15 protein-coding genes are annotated in these 21,156 nt (G+C 64.8%); 14 read left to right on the top strand and 1 reads right to left on the bottom strand.

Features of this window, described 5'->3' with window-relative positions:
- Positions 1-114 precede the first annotated feature (114 nt).
- The 14 genes from EMO90_RS10215 to pyrE all read left to right on the top strand — a co-directional run bounded on the left by EMO90_RS10215 (position 115) and on the right by pyrE (position 19,523).
- On the top strand, positions 115-2,262 hold the full coding sequence (locus EMO90_RS10215; protein WP_223849798.1) for a DUF2075 domain-containing protein: 2,148 nt from the start codon (positions 115-117) through the stop codon (positions 2,260-2,262).
- 196 nt (positions 2,263-2,458) lie between these two features.
- On the top strand, positions 2,459-3,256 hold the full coding sequence (locus EMO90_RS10210) for a DUF1295 domain-containing protein (protein WP_150354541.1): 798 nt from the start codon (positions 2,459-2,461) through the stop codon (positions 3,254-3,256).
- An 828-nt stretch (positions 3,257-4,084) separates the two neighbouring features.
- Positions 4,085-5,182 (top strand): tRNA (adenine-N1)-methyltransferase, encoded by a 1,098-nt coding sequence (locus tag EMO90_RS10205; RefSeq protein ID WP_150354542.1) that lies wholly within the window; start codon positions 4,085-4,087, stop codon positions 5,180-5,182.
- A gap of 25 nt (positions 5,183-5,207) precedes the next feature.
- On the top strand, positions 5,208-5,765 hold the full coding sequence (locus EMO90_RS10200; protein ID WP_150354543.1) for a SixA phosphatase family protein: 558 nt from the start codon (positions 5,208-5,210) through the stop codon (positions 5,763-5,765).
- Positions 5,766-6,179: 414 nt separating this feature from the next.
- The gene (metE, locus tag EMO90_RS10195; protein ID WP_150354544.1) at positions 6,180-8,483 is read left to right on the top strand and encodes a 5-methyltetrahydropteroyltriglutamate--homocysteine S-methyltransferase; all 2,304 of its coding nucleotides are present in this window, start codon (positions 6,180-6,182) and stop codon (positions 8,481-8,483) included.
- An 87-nt stretch (positions 8,484-8,570) separates the two neighbouring features.
- Entirely contained in the window at positions 8,571-9,416 is an 846-nt protein-coding gene (metF, locus tag EMO90_RS10190) for a methylenetetrahydrofolate reductase [NAD(P)H] (protein ID WP_150354545.1), read from the top strand.
- A gap of 26 nt (positions 9,417-9,442) precedes the next feature.
- Positions 9,443-12,625 (top strand): bifunctional [glutamine synthetase] adenylyltransferase/[glutamine synthetase]-adenylyl-L-tyrosine phosphorylase, encoded by a 3,183-nt coding sequence (locus EMO90_RS10185; protein ID WP_150354546.1) that lies wholly within the window; start codon positions 9,443-9,445, stop codon positions 12,623-12,625.
- A gap of 313 nt (positions 12,626-12,938) precedes the next feature.
- Positions 12,939-13,925 (top strand): aspartate carbamoyltransferase, encoded by a 987-nt coding sequence (gene pyrB, locus EMO90_RS10180; RefSeq protein WP_150354547.1) that lies wholly within the window; start codon positions 12,939-12,941, stop codon positions 13,923-13,925.
- Positions 13,925-14,347, top strand: coding sequence for an aspartate carbamoyltransferase regulatory subunit (locus tag EMO90_RS10175; protein WP_150354548.1), 423 nt, complete (start codon positions 13,925-13,927; stop codon positions 14,345-14,347). Before pyrB ends, EMO90_RS10175 begins: the two co-directional genes overlap by 1 nt.
- Positions 14,344-15,894, top strand: coding sequence for a dihydroorotase (locus EMO90_RS10170; protein ID WP_190972058.1), 1,551 nt, complete (start codon positions 14,344-14,346; stop codon positions 15,892-15,894). The genes EMO90_RS10175 and EMO90_RS10170 overlap by 4 nt, the downstream gene beginning before the upstream one ends.
- Before the next feature lie 54 nt (positions 15,895-15,948).
- Positions 15,949-16,920 (top strand): orotidine-5'-phosphate decarboxylase, encoded by a 972-nt coding sequence (pyrF, locus tag EMO90_RS10165; protein ID WP_150354550.1) that lies wholly within the window; start codon positions 15,949-15,951, stop codon positions 16,918-16,920.
- A 45-nt stretch (positions 16,921-16,965) separates the two neighbouring features.
- Positions 16,966-17,793, top strand: coding sequence for a dihydroorotate dehydrogenase electron transfer subunit (locus tag EMO90_RS10160; protein ID WP_150354551.1), 828 nt, complete (start codon positions 16,966-16,968; stop codon positions 17,791-17,793).
- 4 nt (positions 17,794-17,797) lie between these two features.
- Entirely contained in the window at positions 17,798-18,769 is a 972-nt protein-coding gene (locus tag EMO90_RS10155) for a dihydroorotate dehydrogenase (RefSeq protein WP_150354557.1), read from the top strand.
- A gap of 58 nt (positions 18,770-18,827) precedes the next feature.
- Complete coding sequence (pyrE, locus tag EMO90_RS10150; protein WP_150354552.1) at positions 18,828-19,523, top strand: orotate phosphoribosyltransferase; 696 nt, start codon at positions 18,828-18,830, stop codon at positions 19,521-19,523.
- 83 nt (positions 19,524-19,606) lie between these two features.
- Here the strand turns inward: pyrE and EMO90_RS10145 are convergent, their stop codons facing one another.
- A complete protein-coding gene (locus EMO90_RS10145) occupies positions 19,607-20,500 on the bottom strand; it encodes a hypothetical protein (protein ID WP_150354553.1) in 894 nt (297 codons plus the stop codon).
- Positions 20,501-21,156: the final 656 nt, after the last annotated feature.

Below are 21,156 nucleotides of genomic sequence, written 5' to 3'. Positions count from 1 at the left end.
AAATGCCTGTTAGCTCCGTCACATGGCGGCCGCGGCGCATGCCGGATGGGCACGGCGGATCCGTCGCCATCGCCAAGTCGGAGACGGTCCGATCGGAGCCGTAACGTGGCCTCCATGAGCACAGCAGACGACGATCCGGTTATCCTCAACCTGCCGTACGGCAAGCACGAATTCAGGGATTTCGCGACGGCCTATATGATCTTGAACCATGGCGAAGCGGATTCGGAATCCGATGCTGGCCATGGCATGACGTACTTGGAATGGGAGTTGCTGTCTTTCAGCCAGAAGTCCGATTTGAAGTACGTGATCGACTATCCAACGGTGTACGTGGTGTATTCCGACGGAAGCCGTCGACGTACCGGGGAGATCGAATACACGGCGTACGTGGGCGAGACCAATGACATCATGCGCCGGACCGGAGAGCATCTTGAAACCGATCCGAGCAGCCGTGAGGATTGGAAAGCCATTGCGGATGCAATTGCGAAGGATGCCTCATCATTTAGCCAGTACGTGATCGGCCATCCGCTGTTCAACAAGTCGCTGACGCTGGATGTGGAGAATCGGCTGATGCACTACATGTCCAGCGTGGAGGCGGTCGCGAAACTGGGCAATCGACGCACGAACGCGCAGGGCGACTATTACACATCCGACAAGCTCGACCGCGTGTTCTCCGAGATCTGGCTGGGCTTGCACAAGCAGGATCCGAAGCTGTTCCCCGCCGAGGAGATCATCAGGGATTCCGCGCTGTTCAAGGCATCGCCGTTCCATAGGCTCAGCCCCGGCCAGGTAGCCGCCGAGGATGCGATACTCAAGCAGCTTGAACCGCTGGTTGCGGACACCAGCGGGAATGAGACGGATGTTCCCAAACTCATCTTTGTTCAAGGCGTCGCCGGCACCGGCAAGACCGTGCTGCTCAGCCACCTGTTCTACCGGATCGCCACCGAATTGGTGGATCGGGACAGCAAGGCGGTTTTGAAGTCCTATCTGCTGGTGAACCACAAAGAACAGGTGCATGTGTACAACCAGATCGCCATAAAGCTTGGGTTGCAGAAGAACGACGACGAGATCGTGATGCTGCCCACCCAATTCATCAATCGATTCAGCGGGAAACAGGGCGAAACCAACAAAGCCGATTTGGAGAATGTCATCGGCACGGCCGACGTCGTGCTCATCGACGAGGCCCATCTGCTGATGACACAGGGCAATCAGGGGTATTCAGGCAAGAACCATCTGTACGACATCCTTCGCCGTGCGCGTGTGGTGGTCGCCGTGTTCGATCCCAACCAGATTCTGCAGGCTGCTCAGCAGTGGCATCCAGAAACCTTGGCGAAATTGTTTCCGAATGATCAGCTGACCAGACATGACAGGAAGACCGCCGGCATGATCGACGGATTTTCGACGGTGGAAATCGGTGCCGCCCAAGGACTCCGCCCGCTCGCCGTCGATGTCGCGCATATTCATTTGGAGCGGCAGTTCCGCATCGCCGCCAGCGAAGCCGTGGTGAAATGGGTGGATGACTTCGCGGCGGGCCGTGGTCTTTCGAAACTTCCCAAGGATGATGGGGACCGGGATCGCGATGGCAACCTCATTCGCGCCCCTTACCAGATCAAGGTGTTCGATTCCCCGGTGGACCTGTACCGTGCAATCCGGAAGAAGACCGAGGAAAGGGCGGACGGATGGAATGGCGTCGGGCTCTCCAGGATATTGGCCACATATGATTGGCGATACGTTGAGAAGACAAAGAATGCCGCCGATCCGAACGGGTGCTGGACGGTGTCGCTACATCGTGATGCCGACGGTACTTGGGTCATGGGGTTGGCGGATGGCGATCACCGCGGATATGTTCCCGAATCCGAGTCGGGTGCGGAAGGACGGGAAGACCGGTTCTGCATGCCATGGAACTATCAGCTTCCCAAAGCCGCTTTTGGCGGGGGAAGCAAGTCGATAAAGGATCTGGCGTGGGCGGAGAAGCCGTACACCATCAACGAGGTCGGCTCCACGTTCACGATTCAGGGATTCGATCTGAACTTCGCCGGTGTCATCATAGGCCCATCCGTGAAGTATCGTGATGGGCGCATCGTATTCGACAAGTCGGCGAGCCACAGTCGTCAGGCGACGAACAAGCGGCGCGATCTGGGCGACTTCTCGGAGTCCAATCTGCGCAACCAGCTTAACGTGCTGCTCAAGCGTGGCGTGCATGGCCTGTATCTGTTCGCGGTCGATCCCGAACTGCAGAGGAAGCTGAAGGAATGCTGCGGGTGATGGGACGATTGCGGAACCAAGGTGGAAAATACGTCCAACGAAGTGCCGGGTACTTCCCCTCGAGTGCGCGATAAGTTCGCTATTGGTTCGTGGTACTGCTGTCCTGCCTGCTGCGCGACGACCAATCGGTACTGTCCAGCGAACTCCTGCAATAACCCGTGCGCGTTCCAGCGCGGTTCCCCGTACGATTGACCGCATGGCAGTTTCATTCTTCATCCTCTTCGCCGTGGCGCTCGTGGTCAGCGCCATCGGGTTCCGCAGGTTCGTCTGGTTCATTTCGCTCGGGTACGGGTTTTCGATCGCCGGCATAGGCGTGGCGCTCGCGATCATGTTCGCGAAAGGGCTGTCGCCGTTGACGGCTGCGCTGTGCGTGATGCTCGTGGTGTACGGATGCCGGCTGGGCGGGTTCCTGCTGGCGCGCGAGCGGCGCAGCGGGGCGTACCGCGATGCGATGAAGCGGGAGATCAAGGATGGGTCGGGCGTGCCAATGGTGGCGAAGATCGCCACGTGGGCGGCGTGCGCGCTGCTGTATGCGTGTGAGGCATCACCGGTGCTGTTCCGATTGGGAAATCAGGCGGCGACGGATGCGGCGGGCGTGATTGGGGCGATTGTCATGGCAATGGGCATCGTGCTTGAATCGGTGGCCGACCATACCAAGAGCGCTTTCAAGAAAACCCATCCGAAGCGGTTCTGCGATGTGGGCGTGTTCCGGCTGGTGCGATGCCCGAATTATCTGGGCGAGGTGCTCACGTGGACCGGCGTATTCATATCCGGATGGACCGCGGCGCAGGGCTTCTGGCAGTGGGCGGCGATGGTCGCGGGCTGGACGTGCATCACGTGGATCATGTTCGGCGGTGCCCGCCGGCTGGAGATCCGCCAGACCCGCAACTACGGTGATGATTCGGAATACCGCGATTATGCGGCTCGCACGCCGATCCTCATCCCGTTCGTGCCGCTGTATTCGGTGGCCAAGTTCAAATGGCTGGTGGGGTAGGCCGTTGGTGGCGAAGAGGCCGTTTGCTGTCATCCTGAGTGGAGCCCGTAGAGCGGCGTAGAGCGGAGTTGAAGGATCCTTGATTTGTGCGCAATGTTAAGGATCCTTCGACTCCGCTCAGGATGACGGGAGGGCGTCTGCGCGGTTCAGGATGACGAAGAGGGCTGTCCGCTTCACGGATTAGCGCTTAGGGTCACGGTTTCAACTCGATATTTTGCACAGTGGGGGCGGATTTGGGCCTTTTCCGAGCGATATACGTCAAAGTGGGGGCGTCCCGGCCACGCCATGGCAGGCGCGCGGGAAAGACGGCCATTGCAAAACCGCGGAAAACAGCCAAGCCAACGCGACAAATATGGCGGATGCCCGGGTTTTCGCGCCCCCACTTTGATGTATAGCATCCCGCAAAGGCCGAAATCCGCCCCCAGTGTGCAACATAGCCCCGAAATAGCCGCGGAACAACCGTCGCGCGCATCGAAAACACCTCGAAAACATGCTGCAGACAGCCATTCCACCGGGCTCAAGGATCCTTCGACTTCGCCGTATACGGTGGCCAAGTTCAAAATGGCTGGTGGGTAGGCCATTGGTGTCGAAGAGGCCGTTTGCTGTCATCCTGAGCGGAGCGCAGCGGAGTCGAAGGATCCTTAACCTTATGCGCAGATCAAGGATCCTTCGACTCCGCGCTTCGCGCTCCGCTCAGGATGACGAAGAGGGCTGTCCGCTTCACGACTCAGTGCTCAGGATGACGCAGTGCCCAGGGGATACCGCCCCGATGCTAGACTTCCTAGCCGAATCGAAACGGACCGGAACGGGAAGGAAAACGGAACGGACATGCGACGCGGACCACTCACGGCGGGCGAGAAGGTGCAGTTCACCGACCGCAGGGGCAAGATGATCACCGACCAGCTGGTTCCGGGCGGCTCCACGCAGACCGAGCATGGGCTGATCCTGCATGACGAGGTGATCGGCTCGAGCGAGGGTACCGTGGTGACCACGGTGCATGCCAAGCGGGACGCGCAGGTCAATCAGGTCCATCCTGAGCGCGATGTGAACAAGCCTTGGAAGTCGGCGCGCGCGATCGGCGGATGGGAGTATGCGGTGATGCGCCCGCGTCTGGCCGATTACGTGCTCTCCATGCCTCGCGGTGCGCAGATCATGTACCCCAAGGACATCGCGCAGGTGCTCTCGCTTGGCGACATCCGCCGCGGCATGCGCGTGCTCGAGTCGGGCGCCGGGTCGGGCGCCATGAGCCTGCACCTGCTGGACGCGGTGGGGGAGGACGGCAACCTCACCACGATCGAGCTGCGCCCCCAGTTCGCGCATGTGGCCGAGGCCAACGCCACCGTGTACTACGGCCATAAGCCGTCCTGGTGGGATCTCAGGGTGGGAGATTTTGACTCAGTGGCGGCCACGCTGCCGGAGCACTGGTTCGACCGCATCATGCTCGACATGCTGGACCCGTGGAACCGGCTCGAGCAGGCGCACCGCGTGATCGCCCCCGGCGGCGTGCTGGTGGCGTACGTGACCACGACCACCCAGCTGAGCCGTCTGGCCGAGGCCCTGCGCGACAGCGCCCAATGGACCGAGCCGCAGGTCACCGAGACGCTGGAGCGCACGTGGAAGGTGCAGGGGCTTGCGGTCCGACCCGACCACACGATGGTGGGGCATACGGGCTTCCTGCTGGTCTCGCGCGCGATGGCCGATGGCGTGGAGCCGTTGCGCAAACGCGACCGCGCCACCAAGGACACCTACACGGATGTGGATTCGGAGAGCGCCGAGGCGCGCGATCTGGCGGAGCTTGAGCTGCGCGACATCTCCGATCGCAAGCTCGGCAAGGTGATACGCGACCTCGACCGTCAGGTGGCCGCAGCCGATGCCGCGTGGTCCTCGCGTGGCGAGGAGTCCGGAACGACTACACTGGATGCATAAAACCAAACAAGGGGGAGTGCGGACCATGGGCGTCAATCTCAAGAAACTGGGCAAGAAGCTGGATGCGTACAAGCATGTGCTGATCGTCATGCGGCACGCGAAGGCCGAATCCTTCAGCGCTAAAGGCGACCGGGACCGCGAGTTGACGGACAAGGGACTGAAGCAGGCCAAGACCGTGGGGCGCGGGCTCGCGGAGCTGGAGCTGGTTCCCGATCGCATCGCCGTGTCCGGGGCCACCCGCGCGCAGCAGACGCTGGATCGGATGCTCAAGTTCTTCGGCGACAAGCCCAACGTGGACAACCGCCAGAGCCTGTACGACGGCGGCGTGCAGGCCGTGCTCGACGAGCTGGCGCACACCCCCGGCAAGACCCGCGTGCTGCTGATCCTGGGCCATGAGCCGACCGTGTCCATCAGCTGCCAGTGGCTTTCCTCGTCGGATTCCGATCCCGCCGCGCTCGATCTGCTCACGCTGGGCATGTCCACTGCGGCCGTGGCGATCTTCGGATCGGACAAGCCCTTCGACGAGTGGCAGGTCCACTCCGGCGATCTGCTTGCCGTGTTGAATGTCAAAGACTTCGAGTGAAGTCTTTGACATTCACGTCGCCGCCTTGGCGGCGGCTCCCCTTACCTACGGACAGTCCACCGGACTGTCCGTTTGACGGCTCGGTGTCAAAGATGTCGAGTGAAGTCTTTGACATTCACGTCGCCGCCTTGGTGGCGGCTCGACCGCAACCGCGGTCGGCCTGCGGCCGCGGCTTTATTTGCTCACTGTCGTTCGTCCTCGCCTGCGAACGCCGCCGGCGTTCGCTTCACGGCTCGGCCTGCCTACGGACAGTCCACCGGACTGTCCGCCTGACGGTTCGGTGTCAAAGATGTCGAGTGAAGTCCTTGATGCTATAAACCGCATTTATACCGACATGCAGACTCACCTGATGTCCCACACCCTCCCGATCCGTGGTAGTTTAGCCGGGTTAAGACTGTTCGTTCAGGAGGAAGCATGTCCGTTCTCACCTCGGTTTCCGGGTTCCCGCGCATCGGCCAGAACCGCGAACTGAAGAAGATCATCGAAGGCTATTGGAAGGGCGCCAACGACATCGACGCCGTGCGCGCCACCGCCAAGGAGCTGCGCGCCAAGCACTGGAAGCTGCAGCAGGAGGCCGGCATCGACCTGATCCCGAGCAACGACTTCAGCTACTACGACCAGATGCTGGACACCGCGATCCTGCTCAACGTGATCCCGCAGCGCTACCAGCGCCTGTCGCTGGACGCCGAGGGCACGCTGTTCGCCATGGCCCGCGGCTACCAGGGCGAGGCCGGCGACGTGACCGCCCTGCCGATGAAGAAGTGGTTCACCACCAACTACCACTACTTGGTGCCCGAGTTCGACGCGGCCACCGAGGTCAAGCTCAACTCCACCAAGGCGTTCGACGAGTTCGCCGAGGCCAAGGCGCTGGGCATCCTCACCAAGCCGGTGTTCATCGGCCCGTACACCTTCCTCAAGCTCTCCCGCAACTCCGAGGCGCAGGAGCTGGATCTGGACAAGGGCCTCGTGCAGGCCGTCGCCGCCGTGTACGCGCAGGTTCTGGCCAAGTTCGCCGAGCTGGGCGCCGAATGGGTGCAGCTCGACGAGCCGTATCTGGTGCTGGACAAGGAGCCCGGCGACGTGGAGCTCTTCAAGAGCCTGTACGCCAAGATCCTGCCGGCCCGCGAAGGCAAGGTCAAGGTCCTGCTCAACACCTACTTCGGTCACATCGCCGACGTGTACGAGACCGTCAACCTGCTCGGCTTCGACGGCATCGGCCTGGACCTCAACGAGGGCCGCGACGAGAATCTGGACGCCGTGGAGCGCTACGGCGTCAATTCCGCCACCACGATCTTCGCCGGTGTGGTCAACGGCCGCAACATCTGGCGCAACAACTACGCGATCAGCCTGGGCCTGATCGACGCCCTGCGCGAGAAGACCGGGAACGTGGCCGTCTCCACCGCCAGCTCCCTGCTGCACGTGCCGTTCAGCACCGAGGGCGAGACCGGCATCGACGCGGACAAGCTCAAGCACTTCGCGTTCGCCGTGGAGAAGCTCGGCGAGCTCAAGGAGATCGCCACCCTGGCCTCCAAGAGCGACGAGGAGCTCAAGGCCGACGCCGCGCTGGCCGCCAACCAGGCGCTGTTCGACGGCACCCGCACCCCCGCGGACCCGGCCGTTGCCGACCGCATCGCCAAGCTGACCGACGCCGACTTCGTCCGCCAGCCCGCCCGCACCGAGCGCCAGAAGCTCCAGCGCGAGGCCCTGGGCCTGCCGCTGCTGCCCACCACCACGATCGGCTCCTTCCCGCAGACCAAGGAGATCCGCGCCGAGCGCGCCAAGCTGCGCAAGGGCGAGATCACCAAGGAGGCCTACGACGCGTTCATCAAGGCCCAGATCGACGCCTGCATCAAGCATCAGGAGGAGATCGGCCTCGACGTGCTGGTCCACGGCGAGTTCGAGCGCAACGACATGGTCGAGTACTTCGGCCAGAACCTCAACGGCTTCCTGTTCACCAAGAACGCTTGGGTGCAGTCCTACGGCACCCGCTGCGTCAAGCCCCCGATCGTGTGGGGCGACGTCTCCCGCGCCAAGCCGATCACCGTTGAGTGGTCCGCCTACGCGCAGAGCCGCACCGACCACGTCATGAAGGGCATGCTCACCGGCCCGGTCACGATCCTCAACTGGTCCTGGCCGCGCGAGGACATCACCCACGAGCAGCAGACCCAGCAGCTGGCCCTCGCCATCCGCGACGAGGTGCTGGACCTCGAGGCCGCCGGCATCAAGGTCATCCAGATCGACGAGGCCGCCCTGCGCGAGAAGCTGCCGCTCAGGAAGTCCGACTGGCATGTGAAGTACCTTGACTGGGCCGTTCCCGCGTTCCGTCTGGTGCACTCCGCCGTCAAGCCGACCACACAGATCCACACCCACATGTGCTACTCGGAGTTCAACGACATCATCCGCGACATCGATGCGATGGACGCCGACGTGATCTCCTTCGAGGCCTCCCGCGGCGATCTGGTGGTGCTGGACGCCATCCACGACGCCCACTTCGAGACCGAGGCTGGCCCCGGCGTGTACGACATCCACTCCCCGCGCATCCCCTCCGAGCAGGAGATCGAGGAGCGCATCGGCGAGATCCTCAAGAAGATGGACGTCGAGAAGGTCTGGATCAACCCCGACTGCGGTCTGAAGACCCGCGGCGACGCCGAGACCTGGCCGAGCCTCAAGCATCTTGTCGCGGCCGCCAAGGCCGTCCGCGCCAAGCTTGCCAAGTAGGCATGGACCTTGCATGACATCGGCTCCCTTCGCATCGAGGGGAGCCGATTCGTTTCCCATCGCATTTCACCATCAAAGGAACCCGCAATGACCACCCCCATGTTCTCCCTCGAAGTCTTCCCCCCGAAGCGCAACGCGCCCGTGGGCACCATCTACGACACCCTCGACGGACTGGAGGGCCTGAAGCCCGACTTCATCTCCGTCACCTACGGCCACGGCACCGCGTCCGACCGCACGGCCACCGCGCGCATCGCGCACACCATCCGCACCGAGTACGGCATCCCCACCGTGGCCCATCTGACGGCCCTGTACTCCGACCACGAGGTGATCGACCACGCGCTCGAGATGTTCGATGAGGCCGGCGTGCAGGCCGTGCTCGCCCTGCGCGGCGACTACCTGCCCGATCAGGAGCCGGTGGGCGCCTTCCCGCACGCGAGCGATCTGGTGGCCTACATCCGCGAGAAGCGCCCCGATCTGAAGATCTTCGGCGCCTGCTATCCGGAGGGCCACTACCAGGCCGAGTCGCTGGACGAGGACATCGCCAACCTCAAGAAGAAGGTGGACGCCGGCGCCAGCCACCTGATCTCCCAGCTGTTCTACGACGACGACGACTTCTACCGCTTCCTGGACAAGGCCCGCGCGGCCGGCATCGACGTGCCGATCGAGGCCGGCATCATGCCCGTGCGCGGCGCCAAGTCCGTGCGCAGGATGGCCGAGCGCAACGCCTCGCGCATCCCGGCCAAGTTGAACCGCATTCTGGACAAGTGGGCGGACAACCCCGAGGCTCTGCGCGCGGCCGGCATCAACTACGCCTCCGACCAGATCACCGATCTGGTGGCCCATGGCGTGGACGGCATCCATCTGTACACCATGAACCATCCGGGCGGCACCCGCCGCATCTGGCAGAATGTGGGATGTCTGTTCGCCAGATAAGACGGTTTTCGGGTACATTGGAGCGTATGCCACAAATCCATGAAGGCGCCGTGAGCGCGCGCGAACTCATCCATGCCGGCATCCTCGATCTCGACGAGGCCAAGCGGCAGATCGACCTGCTGCGTCAGGCCGGCATGGACGACCATCATCTCGGGGTGCTGCTGTCCGCCTTGGAGCGCGCCTACGACCCCGACGTCGCCCTGCGCAACCTGCACGGCGTCCTGGCCGCGCTGCCCAGCCGCCGCACCACGCTCGACGAGCTCGCCCCCACCGAGGACGCCCAGCGCCGTCTGATCGCCGTCCTCGGCGCCTCCGACGAAATGGGCAAGCTCATGCGCATCCGCCCGGACCTTGTGGCGGCGGCCGCGGCCGACCCGTGCCGCAGTGGCCAGCTCAGCGCCGCCCAGCGCCGCGCGAGCATTCTCGAGGCGATCGGCGCCGACCCCTCCGCAGACGCCCCTGTGGCGGGCCTCGATCTGGCCGACGCCACCTCCGAACTCAGACGCACCTACCGCAGGCATCTGGCCGCGATCATGGCCATCGACGTCACCGCCGACGATCCGCTGTACGTCCAGCCGGCCATCAGCCGCATGCTGTCCGATCTGGCCGACGCGGCCCTTGAGGGGGCCCTGGCCATCGCTCGTCACGAGGTGGACGGCGGCGAGCACTGCCGGTTCGCGATCATCGGCATGGGCAAGCTGGGCGCGCAGGAGCTCAACTACGTCTCCGACGTGGATCTGATCTACGTGGTGGAGCCGGCGGACGACACGCTGGACCATCAGGCCCTGATCCGCGTGGGCACAAAGATGGGCACCCTGCTGCAGCGCGTGTGCCAGTCCGTGATCATGGGCTGCGCCGAACCCACGTTGTGGCAGATCGACGGCGGCCTGCGCCCCGAAGGCAAGGATGGCCCGCTGGTGCGCACGCTCGAATCGCACAAGGGCTACTACGAGCACTGGGCGGAAAGCTGGGAGTTCCAGGCGCTGCTCAAGGCCCGTCCGGTGGCCGGCGACCGCGAGCTCGGCGCGGCGTACCGGGAGATGACCCGCCCGTTCGTCTGGTCGGCCTCCAAGCGCAAGAACTTCGTATACGATTGCCAACAAATGCGCAAACGCGTTGAGGATCTCATTCCCGCGCCCCTCAAGGACCGCGAGATCAAGCTGGGCCGCGGTGGTCTGCGCGACGTGGAGTTCACCGTGCAGATGCTCCAGCTGGTGCACGGGCGCACCGACGAGAACCTGCGCACCGCCTCCACCCTCGAATCGCTGCAGGCCCTGTCCGACGGCGGCTACGTTTCTCGCAAACAGGCCGTCAAGCTTTCGCACGACTACCGGTTCGAGCGCGTGCTGGAGCACCGACAGCAGATGTGGGCCTTGAAGCGCACTCACCTGTTCCCGGACCTCGGCGCCGGCAGTGTGGGCGGGATCGAGCGCAAGAGGCAGATCGATCGCGAGGCGCTGCAGAGCAACGCCGAACTGCGCCGTCTGTCCAGGGCGCTCGGGGTGCACCCGGAGGAGCTGGTCGAGCAGTTCGACGCGATCCGCCGCGAGGTGCGGCACCTGCATCAGGACATCTACTTCCGCCCCATGCTGCCGATCAGCGCCCAGCTGGATCCCGACGAGATCTCGCTGAGCAGCGATGCGGCGAGGACCCGTTTCGCCTCGATCGGATTCGCCGATCCGGACGCCGCCATGCGCCATGTGGAGGCCCTGACCAGCGGCGTGTCCCGCGCGGCCAAGATCAACCGGATCATCCTGCCCGCCGTGCTCGAATGGCTGGGCGACGGTCAGAACCCGGACATGGGACTGCTCGGCTGGCGCAAGCTCGAGGAGAAGTTCGGCAGTGAAAGCGGGTATCTGGGCTTCCTGCGTGACTCCACGTCCGCCGCGCAGCGCCTGTGCCACGTGCTGTCCAATTCGCGCTATCTGGGCGACGCGCTCACCAAGTCCGTTGAATCGGTCACCTGGCTGGGCAGCGACGAGTCCCTGGCTCCCCGCGTGCGCGAGAATCTGGACGTGCAGTGCAAGGCCACGCTGGAGCGCTATGCCGAGTCCATCAACGACTTCGCCACGTCGATCCGCGCCATGCGCCGCCATGAGATCGAGCGCATCGGCCTGGGCTGGATGAGCGGCCTGATCGACGACGCCACCAGCCTCAAGGGCATGACCGACGTGTACGACGCGATCATCCAGGCTGCGCTCGATTGGTCCGTGGCCCATCAGCTGCGCGAGCGTGGCATGGCCTCTGCGGCCGCGTCGATCGCCGTGATCGGCATGGGACGCTATGGCGGGGGAGAGGTGAACTTCAGCTCCGACGCCGACGCGATCCTGATCTACCGACCGGCCGCAGATGCGGACGATGCCGACGCCGGTGCGTTCGCCAAGGCCGTGGTGGACGACATGCGCAAGGTCCTGTCCGGCCCCACCAGCGTGGAGGCGAAGATCGAGCTCGATCTGGATCTGCGCCCGGAGGGCAAGAACGGGCCGATCGTGCGATCCTACGCCTCCTGCCGCGAGTACTACGCCTCCTGGGCGAGCACCTGGGAGCATCAGGCGCTGCTCAGGGCCCGGTACGCGGCCGGCGATGCGGTGCTGGCGCACGACTTCCTCACCGGGATCGCCGATCCGCTGCGCTACTGCGCCGACCCGCTCACCCCCGCTCAGCTCGCGGACATCCGCAAGCTCAAGGCCCGCATGGAGGCCGAGCGATTGCCCCGCGGCGTGCGTCGCGACCGGCACTTGAAGCTCGGCAAGGGCGGGCTTTCGGACGTGGAGTGGACCGTGCAGCTGCTGCAGTTGCAGCATGCCGGCGAGTACGCCGAACTGCGCGTCAACGGCACACTGGAGGCGCTGGGGCAGCTGGTCCGGCTCGGATTCATCGACCAGGGCGACGCGAGGATCCTCGAGCATGCGTGGCGCATGTGCACCGCCGCGCGCAACGGCAACTACCTGTGGAGCGGGCGCGCCAACCAGGCCGACGTGCTGCCGGACGACATGTACTCCCTGGGCGGCATCGCCGTGTACCTGGGCCACAGCGCCCACCGTGGCCAGCAGTTCGACAACGAGCTCATGGGCGCGATGCGCAAGTGCCGCGAGGTGGTGGAGCGCCTGTTCTACGGCATCTCGAAGACCAAGCCCGCCGAGCGCAAGACCCCGCCGCGCATCCTTTCGGTGCGCCCCGGTCGGCGGTACTCCCGCTTCGCGCGGTAGTCGGCCGCGCGGGCTGCGTCACGGGGAGCGAAGTCTGTCACTGGGAGCGAACCACGTCACAGGGAGCGGGCGCGCCGCGTGACGTGGTTCGAAAGGCCTTGTGCCACAACGGTTCCCGGACTGCGTCACGCGGCGCGGTCGCTCCCCGTGACGCAACCCGCGCCGCGTGACGGGGAGCGTGACGGGGCGCGCAGCGGGCCGGATCCGCGCCCCCGGAAGACTCGGTGAACATTCCATGTCTGGCAAGTAGCGTACCCTTGACAAGGTCACTTTGCGTGGCCACCTTGTGAATCACAAAACTGAAAGGTGAGCCGTGTCAGAACAAACTGAAGTTCCGCTCAAGGGACGCAGCCTGGTCACACTTGACGACATTTCTACCCATCAGATCGAGGAACTGCTTCATAAGGCCGCGTACATCGATTCGCACCGCCGCGAAGTCGCGCACACCTGCGACGGACGTGTACTGGCCACGCTGTTCTACGAGCCCTCCACCCGCACGCGTCTGAGCTTCGAAACCGCCATGCTGCGCCTCGGCGGCAGCGTGATCGGCTTCGCCGGCGCCCAGCTGAGCTCCGTGAGCAAGGGCGAGTCGATTTCGGACACGCTTAAGACCGTCTCCAACTACGTGGACATCGTCGCCATGCGCCACCCCAAGGAGGGCGCCGCCCTGGTCGCCTCCCGCGCCGCGAGCGTGCCGGTCATCAACGCCGGCGACGGCGGCCACATGCACCCCACGCAGACCCTGGCCGACCTCGCCACGCTCATGTCCCGCTTCGGTCGCGTCACGGACCTGACCGTGGGCCTGTGCGGCGACCTGACCTTCGGCCGCACCGTGCACTCGCTCATCGAGACCCTGTGCCGCTTCGGCAACGTGCGCTTCGTGCTCATCAGCCCGGACGAGCTCAAGACCCCGCAGTACGTGATCGACCGCATCAAGGCCACGCCGAGCTGCTCCTACGTGGAGGTCCGCGACCTGTCCGCGGTGATCGGCGATCTGGACGTGCTGTACATGACCCGCGTCCAGCAGGAGCGCTTCTTCAACGAGGACGACTACCTGCGCCTGCGCGACACCTACATCCTCGACGAGGAGAAGCTCTCCCTCGCCAAGCCGGACATGGCCGTGCTCCACCCGCTGCCGCGCATCAACGAGATCGCCGTCGAGGTGGACAACGATCCGCGCGCCGCCTACTTCGAGCAGGTCAAGAACGGCATGCTCATGCGCATGGCCCTCGAAAGCTCGCTGCTCGGCGACGAGCTGCCCGGTTACGTCCCGCTTACGCCCAAGGAGGTTCAGGCCTGATGGAAGTCACCAGCATCCAGAACGGCATCATCATCGACCACGTGCCCGCCGGCACGGCCCTGACGGTGCTCAAGTATCTCAACATCGACCCGTCCACCGCCAAGCTCGCGCTGATCATGAACACCGACAGCCAGCTGTACGGCTCCAAGGACATCATCAAGATCGAGGACCCGGAGCAGGACGTCAACCTGGACGTGCTAGGCTTCGTGGCCCGCCAGGCCACCGTGGACGTGGTGCGCGGCGGCAGGATCGTGGAGAAGATCAAGCCGAACCTGCCCGAGCACATGGTCAACGTCATCACCTGCGTGAACCCGCGCTGCGTGACCAAGACCGAGCGCGGCATCGACCAGATGTTCCACCTCGCCCACACCGCCAAGCAGGAGTACCGCTGCGACTACTGCGACGAGGAAGCCAAGCTCTGATGCTCACCCTGCGCAACATCAAGGTGTGGGACACCGACGAGGTGATCGACCTCGTGGTCCCCGGTTTCGCCGACGGCCATGGCCTGATCGACGAAACCGGGCGTATCATCCCCGGCGAGCTGATCATGCCCAAGGACCTTCCGGCCAACGGCTCCTTCGTGGAGGTAAGACTGCGGGATCACATCGAGATCGACGCCACGGGGCTCACGCTGGCCCCCGGCTTCGCCGACCCGCACGTGCACTTCCGCGACCCCGGCCAGACCTACAAGGAGTCCATGGTCTCCGGCGCGATGGCGGCCGCCTCGGGCGGATACACCAACGTGCTCATCATGCCCAACACCGTGCCCGCGATGGACGGCGAGCCGGTGGCGGAGGGCGAGCCCGGCGCGGACGAGGTGCTGGGCGCCGGCTACGGGACGGTCATCGACTACCTGCAGCACTACGCCGAGGCGCACAAGATGGCCGGCGATCTGCCCGTGCGCTACGACCTGTGCGTGTGCGCGTCCAAGGGCCGCGCCGGCCACGAGGCCACCGAATTCGCCAAGTGGCGACGCTACATGCCCGGCGTGGACGACGGGTCCAAGGACGCGGCCCAGCTTGCGCATCCGGTGACCGCGATCAGCGACGACGGCTCGGCCGTCACCCCGGATACCCTGGACGCCGTGTTCGCGCTGGCCAAGGAGTCCGGCCTGCCGCTCATCGAGCACTGCGAGCACCACGAGACCGGCGCCGTCAACGAGGGTCCGGTCTCCCGCGAGCTCGGCGTGCCCGGCATCCCCGAGGACACCGAGCTGAGGATCGTCGCCAGGGACATCGCCAAAGCGCGCGAAACCGGCGTCCACGTGCACTTCCAGCACGTGAGCACGGCCATCAGCTTCGACGCGATCCGCAAGGCCAAGGCCGAGGGCCTGCCCATCACCTGCGAAACCGCGCCGCACTATCTGGCGCTGAGCGACGAGGCGCTGCTCAAGTACGGCACGCTGGCCAAGATGAACCCGCCGCTGAGGAGCGAGGCGGACCGCCGGGCCACCATCGAGGCCATCGCCGACGGCACGGTGGATCTGCTGGCCACCGACCACGCCCCGCACACCCTCGAGGAGAAGGAGCGCGGCTTCCTGGAGGCCCCCAATGGCATCATCGGGCTCGAATGCGCGTACGGCGTGTGCCACAAGGTGCTGGTGGACGGCGGGCACATCTCCGACCGCCGGCTCATCGAACTCATGTCCGTGGCGCCGGAGCGGCTCATGGGCCACGAGGCCACCGACGTGGCCGCGCTGGTGGAGGCGTTCTCCGAACCCGCGCCGAACAGCGAGACCGAGTCCGACGGCACCGTGGTCGAAGGCCGCAACCGCCTGCTGGACCTGGGCAAGGTGGACGATCCGGACGCCGTCGATCTGGTGGTGCTCGCCACCGACGAGGCGTGGACCGTGGATCCGGAGGACTTCCACTCCAATGCCCGCAACACCCCGTTCGGCGGATGGGACGTGACCGGCAGGCCGCTGGCCACGATCATCGGCTCGAAGATGGTGTTCAGCCGGCTGAAGTAGCTGCGAAGCAACGTAAAGGAACACATAAAGGAACTTCAAGGAAAGGAACCGAGCATGGACCGTCTGATCGACGCGATCGAAGAAAAGCAGAACCCCAGCGTCGTCGGCCTCGACCCCACCGAGGCCCTGGTGCCCCCGCAGGTCGTCGCCTCCTTCGCCGACGAGGTGCGCGGCGAGGTCGACAGCCCCGAGGAAGTCCCCGCGGCCCAGCTCGCCGTGGCCTTCTATGAGTTCAACCGCGCGATCATCGACGCGGTCGCGGACATCGTGCCCGCCGTCAAGCCGCAGATCGCCATGTACGAGGCGCTGGGCACCAACGGCGTGGATGTGTACGCCATGACCTGCGAGTACGCGGCCGATCGCGGCCTGTACGTGCTCGGCGACGTCAAGCGCGGGGACATCGGCTCCACCGCCGCCGCCTACGCGCACCATCTGTCCGGCGTGCGCGACGCCGACGGCGGGGCCGTGTACGACCCGTGGCACGAGGATGCCGTCACCGTGAACCCGTATCTGGGCACCGACGGCATCACCCCGTTCGTGGACGCCGCCGTGGACGCCAACAAGGACATCTTCGCGCTGGTGCGCACCTCCAACCCGTCCTCCAGCGAGCTGCAGGAGCTCGAGCTCGCGGACGGCGGCAAGGTGTACGAGCATGTGGCCGATCTGGTGGAGCGCTGGGGCGTCGAGACGATCGGCGACCACGGCTACTCGCGCGTTGGCGCCGTTGTGGGCGCCACCCATCCCGAGGAGGGCCGCGCGCTGCGCAATCGCATGCCGCACACGTTCTTCCTCGTGCCCGGCTACGGCGCTCAGGGCGGAACCGCGGCCGACGTGGCCGGCATGTTCGACGCCGACGGTTCCGGCGCGATCGTCAACTCCTCGCGCGGCATCATCGGCGCGTGGAGGAAGAGCGGCAGGTACAGCGAATCGATGAGCGCGGACGACGCCCTGGACCTCGTGGCTGATTGCGCCCGCGAGGCCGCCATCGACATGCGCGACAACCTGCGCGTTGCCGTCTACCGCTGACGGACGCGGACCGATCAGCCATCGGCTACAAGGAGAAGAGGGATCATGACCATCACCGCAACCGCCCCCGCAGCGCCCGCGGACATCGTGTCGCAGGCCGTCGCGGCCGGGTTCTTCCCGCCGCGCCACCCCGTTGAGATCACCGACGTGGCCGAACTGACCGCCGGCGTCGTGCGACTGACGTTCCGCGACCCGTACATCGCCGCCAACGCCAGGCCCGCGCAGTTCGTGGACCTGTTCAGCCCCGATCCGCTCAAGCCCATGCCCCGCCCGCTCGGCGTGAGCGAGGTGGAGGGCGATCTGGTCAGCGTGATCTTCGCCGTGATCGGCAAGGGCACCGCTGATCTGGCCGCGCTTGAGGCCGGCGACATGATCGACGTGCTCGGCCCGCTCGGCCGCCCGTTCAACGTCAAGGCCCCCGGACACTACGTGCTCGTGGGCGGTGGATTGGGCGTCCCGCCGCTCATCCACGCCGCCCAGCGGCTCGCCGGGCGCGACGACGTGACCTGCACGGCCGTGTTCGGCTACCGCAACGACCATTTCGCCGACCGGTTCGTGGGCCGCTACGCGGACACCACGTTGAGCATCGACGAATCCGAGGGCAACGTGATCACCCTGCTCGACCGCAACGAGGACGCCCTGCTCGGCTCCGCCGGCGACGTGACGATCCTGTCCTGCGGTCCGCTGCCGATGATGAAGGCCGTCGCCTCCTGGGCCGCCAAGCGAGACCTGCCGTGCCAGCTGAGCATGGAGCAGCGCATGGGCTGCGGCTACGGCACCTGCGTGCTGTGCACCGTGGACACCACGGACGGCCGCCTCAAGGTGTGCTCCGACGGACCCGTGTTCACCCGCGAACAGCTTGGATGGGAGTAGGATGATGGCGAACGTGACCTCGACGGCGACCATGAACAAGCCCGCGATCAACCTGTACGAGCCCCACGAGTGGAAGCATCCCACCGTGGTGGCCGGCGTCAAATGGAAGAACCCGGTGGGCACCGCCTCCGGCACCTTCCAGTACGCGGCCGTGCGCTGGTTCTACGATGTGAGCCAGCTCGGCGCGGTGTGCACCAAGGGCGTCTCGCCCGTGCCGTGGGAGGGCAACCCCGGCGTGCGCACGGCCGAGGGCCCGGCCAGCAACATCAACGCCGTGGGCCTGCAGAACCCCGGCGTGGACCACTATCTGGTGGACGATCTGCCCAAGCTCAAGAAGATCGGCGCGAACGTCATCTCCAACGTGGCCGGCCACAGCGACGATGACTACGCCGAGGTGGTGGAGAAGCTCGCCGATTCCCCCGCGGACATGCTGGAGATCAACGTGAGCTGCCCGAACGTGAGCCACGGCGGCATGAGCGTGGGCGCCGATCCGGACGCCCTGTACCGTCTCATCTCGCGTCTGCGGGAGCTTACGGACAAGCCGATGATCGTCAAGCTCACCCCGAACGTGACTGACATCACCCTGCCGGCCCGCGCGGCCGTGGAGGCGGGCGCCGACGCGCTGAGCCTGATCAACACGATCGTGGGCATGCGCATCAACACGCGCACCGGCCGTCCGATCATCGACCACGTGACCGGCGGCGTGTCCGGCCCGGCCGTGCTGCCCATCGGCCTGGCCCGCGTGTGGCAGGTGCGCACCGCGTTGCCGGACGTGCCGATCATCGGCATCGGCGGCATCGATTCGGGCGAGAAGGCGTTGGAATACCTCTACGCCGGCGCCAACGCCGTGGAGGTGGGCGCGGCCGCCCTGTTCGATCCGGTCGCCCCGCTGCGCGTGGCACGCGAGCTCGACGATCTGCTGGACAGCCGCCCCGAACTTGCCGCCAAACTCGCCGAGGGCAAGACCTGGCGCTAGGGGCGCTGGCAGTTCGCGCTGAATTTTTCGAGTATCAAGCCAAAGGAGAACCATTCCCATGACAACCAGCCTCGACCATCGCTTCACCGAGTTCCTGCTCGCCGCGCAGGCGCTGAAGTTCGGCGAGTTCACCCTGAAGTCGGGACGCAAGTCGCCGTACTTCATCAACGCCGGCGCGTTCAACGACGGCCGCAAGATCGCCACCCTGGGCGCGTTCTACGCGGAGAAGATCGCCGATGAGATCAAGGCCGGCAACCTGCCGCAGGACATCGACACCGTGTTCGGCCCGGCCTACAAGGGCATCCCGCTGGCCGTGTCCACCGCGATCGCGCTCACCAGCGCGCACGGCATGGAGGTGGGCTACACCTTCGATCGCAAGGAGAAGAAGGACCATGGCGACGGCGGCATGATGGTGGGCACCCAGCTGAAGGACGGCATGAAGGTGCTGCTGGTGGACGATGTGATGACCGCCGGCACCGCCGTGCGCGAGGTCATTCCCAAGCTCAAGGCCGAGGCCAACGTCGAGGTGGTGGGCTTGGTGCTGTCCGTCGACCGCATGGAGAAGACGAAGGATTCCGATCTGTCCGCCGTCAAGGCCGTTGAGGCGGAGTTCGGCTTCCCGGTGTTCGCCATCGCCAACGTGCGTGAGATCTTCGAAGCCGGACAGCAGATCCGCACCGCTTCCGGTGAGCCGTATGTGACGCCGGAGATCAAGGCCGCCGCGGACGCGTACCTCGCCGAGTACGGGGCGTGAGACTGGGGCGTTAGGCCTGCGGATGTGAGGCTGCGGGCCTTCGGGCGTGAGACCGTGCGGGATCGGTACCGCCGGTGCTTTGGCTATTTGATCTCGCCGGTCTTCACGCCCTCGCCGTAGTCGCCGTCGGTGTAGCTGCCGTTCTGCACTCGGTAGGTCCATTTGACCGGCACGATCTTCGAGCCCTTGCCATAGCCCCGGTCCTCGGTGAAGGTGGTGGCCACCGTGGTCTTGCCGGGGTTGAGCACCACGCTGTATGCCCCTGCGGAATCGCTGCGCGAGATGTTGCCGTTGCCATCCACGATCTGGAATTGGATGCTCACGCTGGTGAGGATGGCGGCCACGTTGCTCTTGACGGTGAATTCGAGCTCGCGAAAGCCGTATTCGGCTCCCATGTCCTTGATGTCCAGAATCTCGATGGGGTTCGATCCCGGGTTGACATTCGGGGTGAGTTGCTTGATCGTCTCGTTGAGCTTGTCGCGCTCGGTGGTCAGCGAGGTCACCTGGCTGTTCAGCGTGTCGTTGTCCTCCTCCAATTCCTCGCTGTGTGTCTGCTCATCCTTGAGCTTGTCCTTCGTGGTGTCCAGCTGATCCTTCGTGGTGGTCAGGGAGTTCTGCGCGTCGGCGAGCTGCCCGGAGATGGCCTTGTACTCGCTGCTGTCGACGGGGTTGCGCATGCCGTAGCCCACAAGAGCACCGATCAGCAGCGCGACGACAGCCGTGACCGCTGTTGTGACCACGGTCGCTTTGCTGATCGATCCGTCCTTGAGCGACGGGATGCCCGGGAAGGATTTCGGAACGGGCAGGGGCTTCAGGCCTTGGAAGGTTTTATGGGATTCCCGAGGCTGTTTGCCGGATTTGCCGGTCCCGTCCGCCTTACCGGTTTCGTTGAGTTTGTGGGATTCGTGGGTTTTGTCGGTGTGCTCGTCGGCCATCTTGTTCCGTTCCGCTCCCGTCACGTCGTTGCGATCTGCCATTGCGATTCCAGTGCATGCAGTTCCAGTCTATGGCTTCTGGCATTCCCCGGCAGGGAAGTTCACGCACTGTTCATGTGGCCGGGGACGGGCGGGATTGGTGCCGGGCGCAGCGTTGCCGCAGGACATCCGATCCGCTCATTCTGGGCCGTACTTCCATCAGAATGAGCAGATCCATTGCGGTGCGGTCTGTTTTAGCCCTCTCAGTCATCGGATTTGCTCATTCTGTTCCCGGCGTGCGCCAAATTGAGCAAATCCGATGTGGTGGAGCTTGTGTTGAGCTTGTGTTGGGCCGCTACGCCATCGGATTTGCTCATTCTGTTCCCGCTGTGCGCCAGGATGAGCGGATCCATTGCGATGGGTTTGTGCAAACTGGGCAGATCGAGACACCAGGACGCCGGCGGAGCTCGCGCACAGGTTGATGTAGTAGAAACGGACGATTTCTGGCCGATTTCCGTCCGTTTCTACTACACATGTGACGCGGGATGTGACATGGCGTGTGACGTGGAGTGTGGAGATTGAAATGATGGTGTGTCCAGTTCGAGCGGATAGTTGACAGGTGTCTCGGGGCATGGCTGACACGTGTCTCGGGGCATGGCTGACACCCGGCGCGTGTTGGATGGTATATGGATACACCATCACAACAGCAGACAATGCAA

This window comes from Bifidobacterium vespertilionis, from assembly GCF_008698145.1.
GTDB classification, from domain to species: domain Bacteria; phylum Actinomycetota; class Actinomycetes; order Actinomycetales; family Bifidobacteriaceae; genus Bifidobacterium; species Bifidobacterium vespertilionis.
The sequence above is the reverse complement of the archived record's forward strand: the minus strand, read 5'-3'. Positions and strand labels throughout refer to the sequence as shown.

What these genes read in the sequence shown, in the direction of transcription:
- EMO90_RS10215 (WP_223849798.1), top strand. Translation starts at nt 115, where the DNA reads ATGAGCACAGCAGACGACGATCCGGTTATCCTCAACCTGCCGTACGGC.
- EMO90_RS10210 (WP_150354541.1), top strand. Translation starts at nt 2,459, where the DNA reads ATGGCAGTTTCATTCTTCATCCTCTTCGCCGTGGCGCTCGTGGTCAGC.
- EMO90_RS10205 (WP_150354542.1), top strand. Translation starts at nt 4,085, where the DNA reads ATGCGACGCGGACCACTCACGGCGGGCGAGAAGGTGCAGTTCACCGAC.
- EMO90_RS10200 (WP_150354543.1), top strand. Translation starts at nt 5,208, where the DNA reads ATGGGCGTCAATCTCAAGAAACTGGGCAAGAAGCTGGATGCGTACAAG.
- metE (WP_150354544.1), top strand. Translation starts at nt 6,180, where the DNA reads ATGTCCGTTCTCACCTCGGTTTCCGGGTTCCCGCGCATCGGCCAGAAC.
- metF (WP_150354545.1), top strand. Translation starts at nt 8,571, where the DNA reads ATGACCACCCCCATGTTCTCCCTCGAAGTCTTCCCCCCGAAGCGCAAC.
- EMO90_RS10185 (WP_150354546.1), top strand. Translation starts at nt 9,443, where the DNA reads ATGCCACAAATCCATGAAGGCGCCGTGAGCGCGCGCGAACTCATCCAT.
- EMO90_RS10175 (WP_150354548.1), top strand. Translation starts at nt 13,925, where the DNA reads ATGGAAGTCACCAGCATCCAGAACGGCATCATCATCGACCACGTGCCC.
- pyrF (WP_150354550.1), top strand. Translation starts at nt 15,949, where the DNA reads ATGGACCGTCTGATCGACGCGATCGAAGAAAAGCAGAACCCCAGCGTC.
- EMO90_RS10160 (WP_150354551.1), top strand. Translation starts at nt 16,966, where the DNA reads ATGACCATCACCGCAACCGCCCCCGCAGCGCCCGCGGACATCGTGTCG.
- EMO90_RS10155 (WP_150354557.1), top strand. Translation starts at nt 17,798, where the DNA reads ATGGCGAACGTGACCTCGACGGCGACCATGAACAAGCCCGCGATCAAC.
- pyrE (WP_150354552.1), top strand. Translation starts at nt 18,828, where the DNA reads ATGACAACCAGCCTCGACCATCGCTTCACCGAGTTCCTGCTCGCCGCG.
- EMO90_RS10145 (WP_150354553.1), bottom strand. Translation starts at nt 20,500, where the DNA reads ATGGCAGATCGCAACGACGTGACGGGAGCGGAACGGAACAAGATGGCC.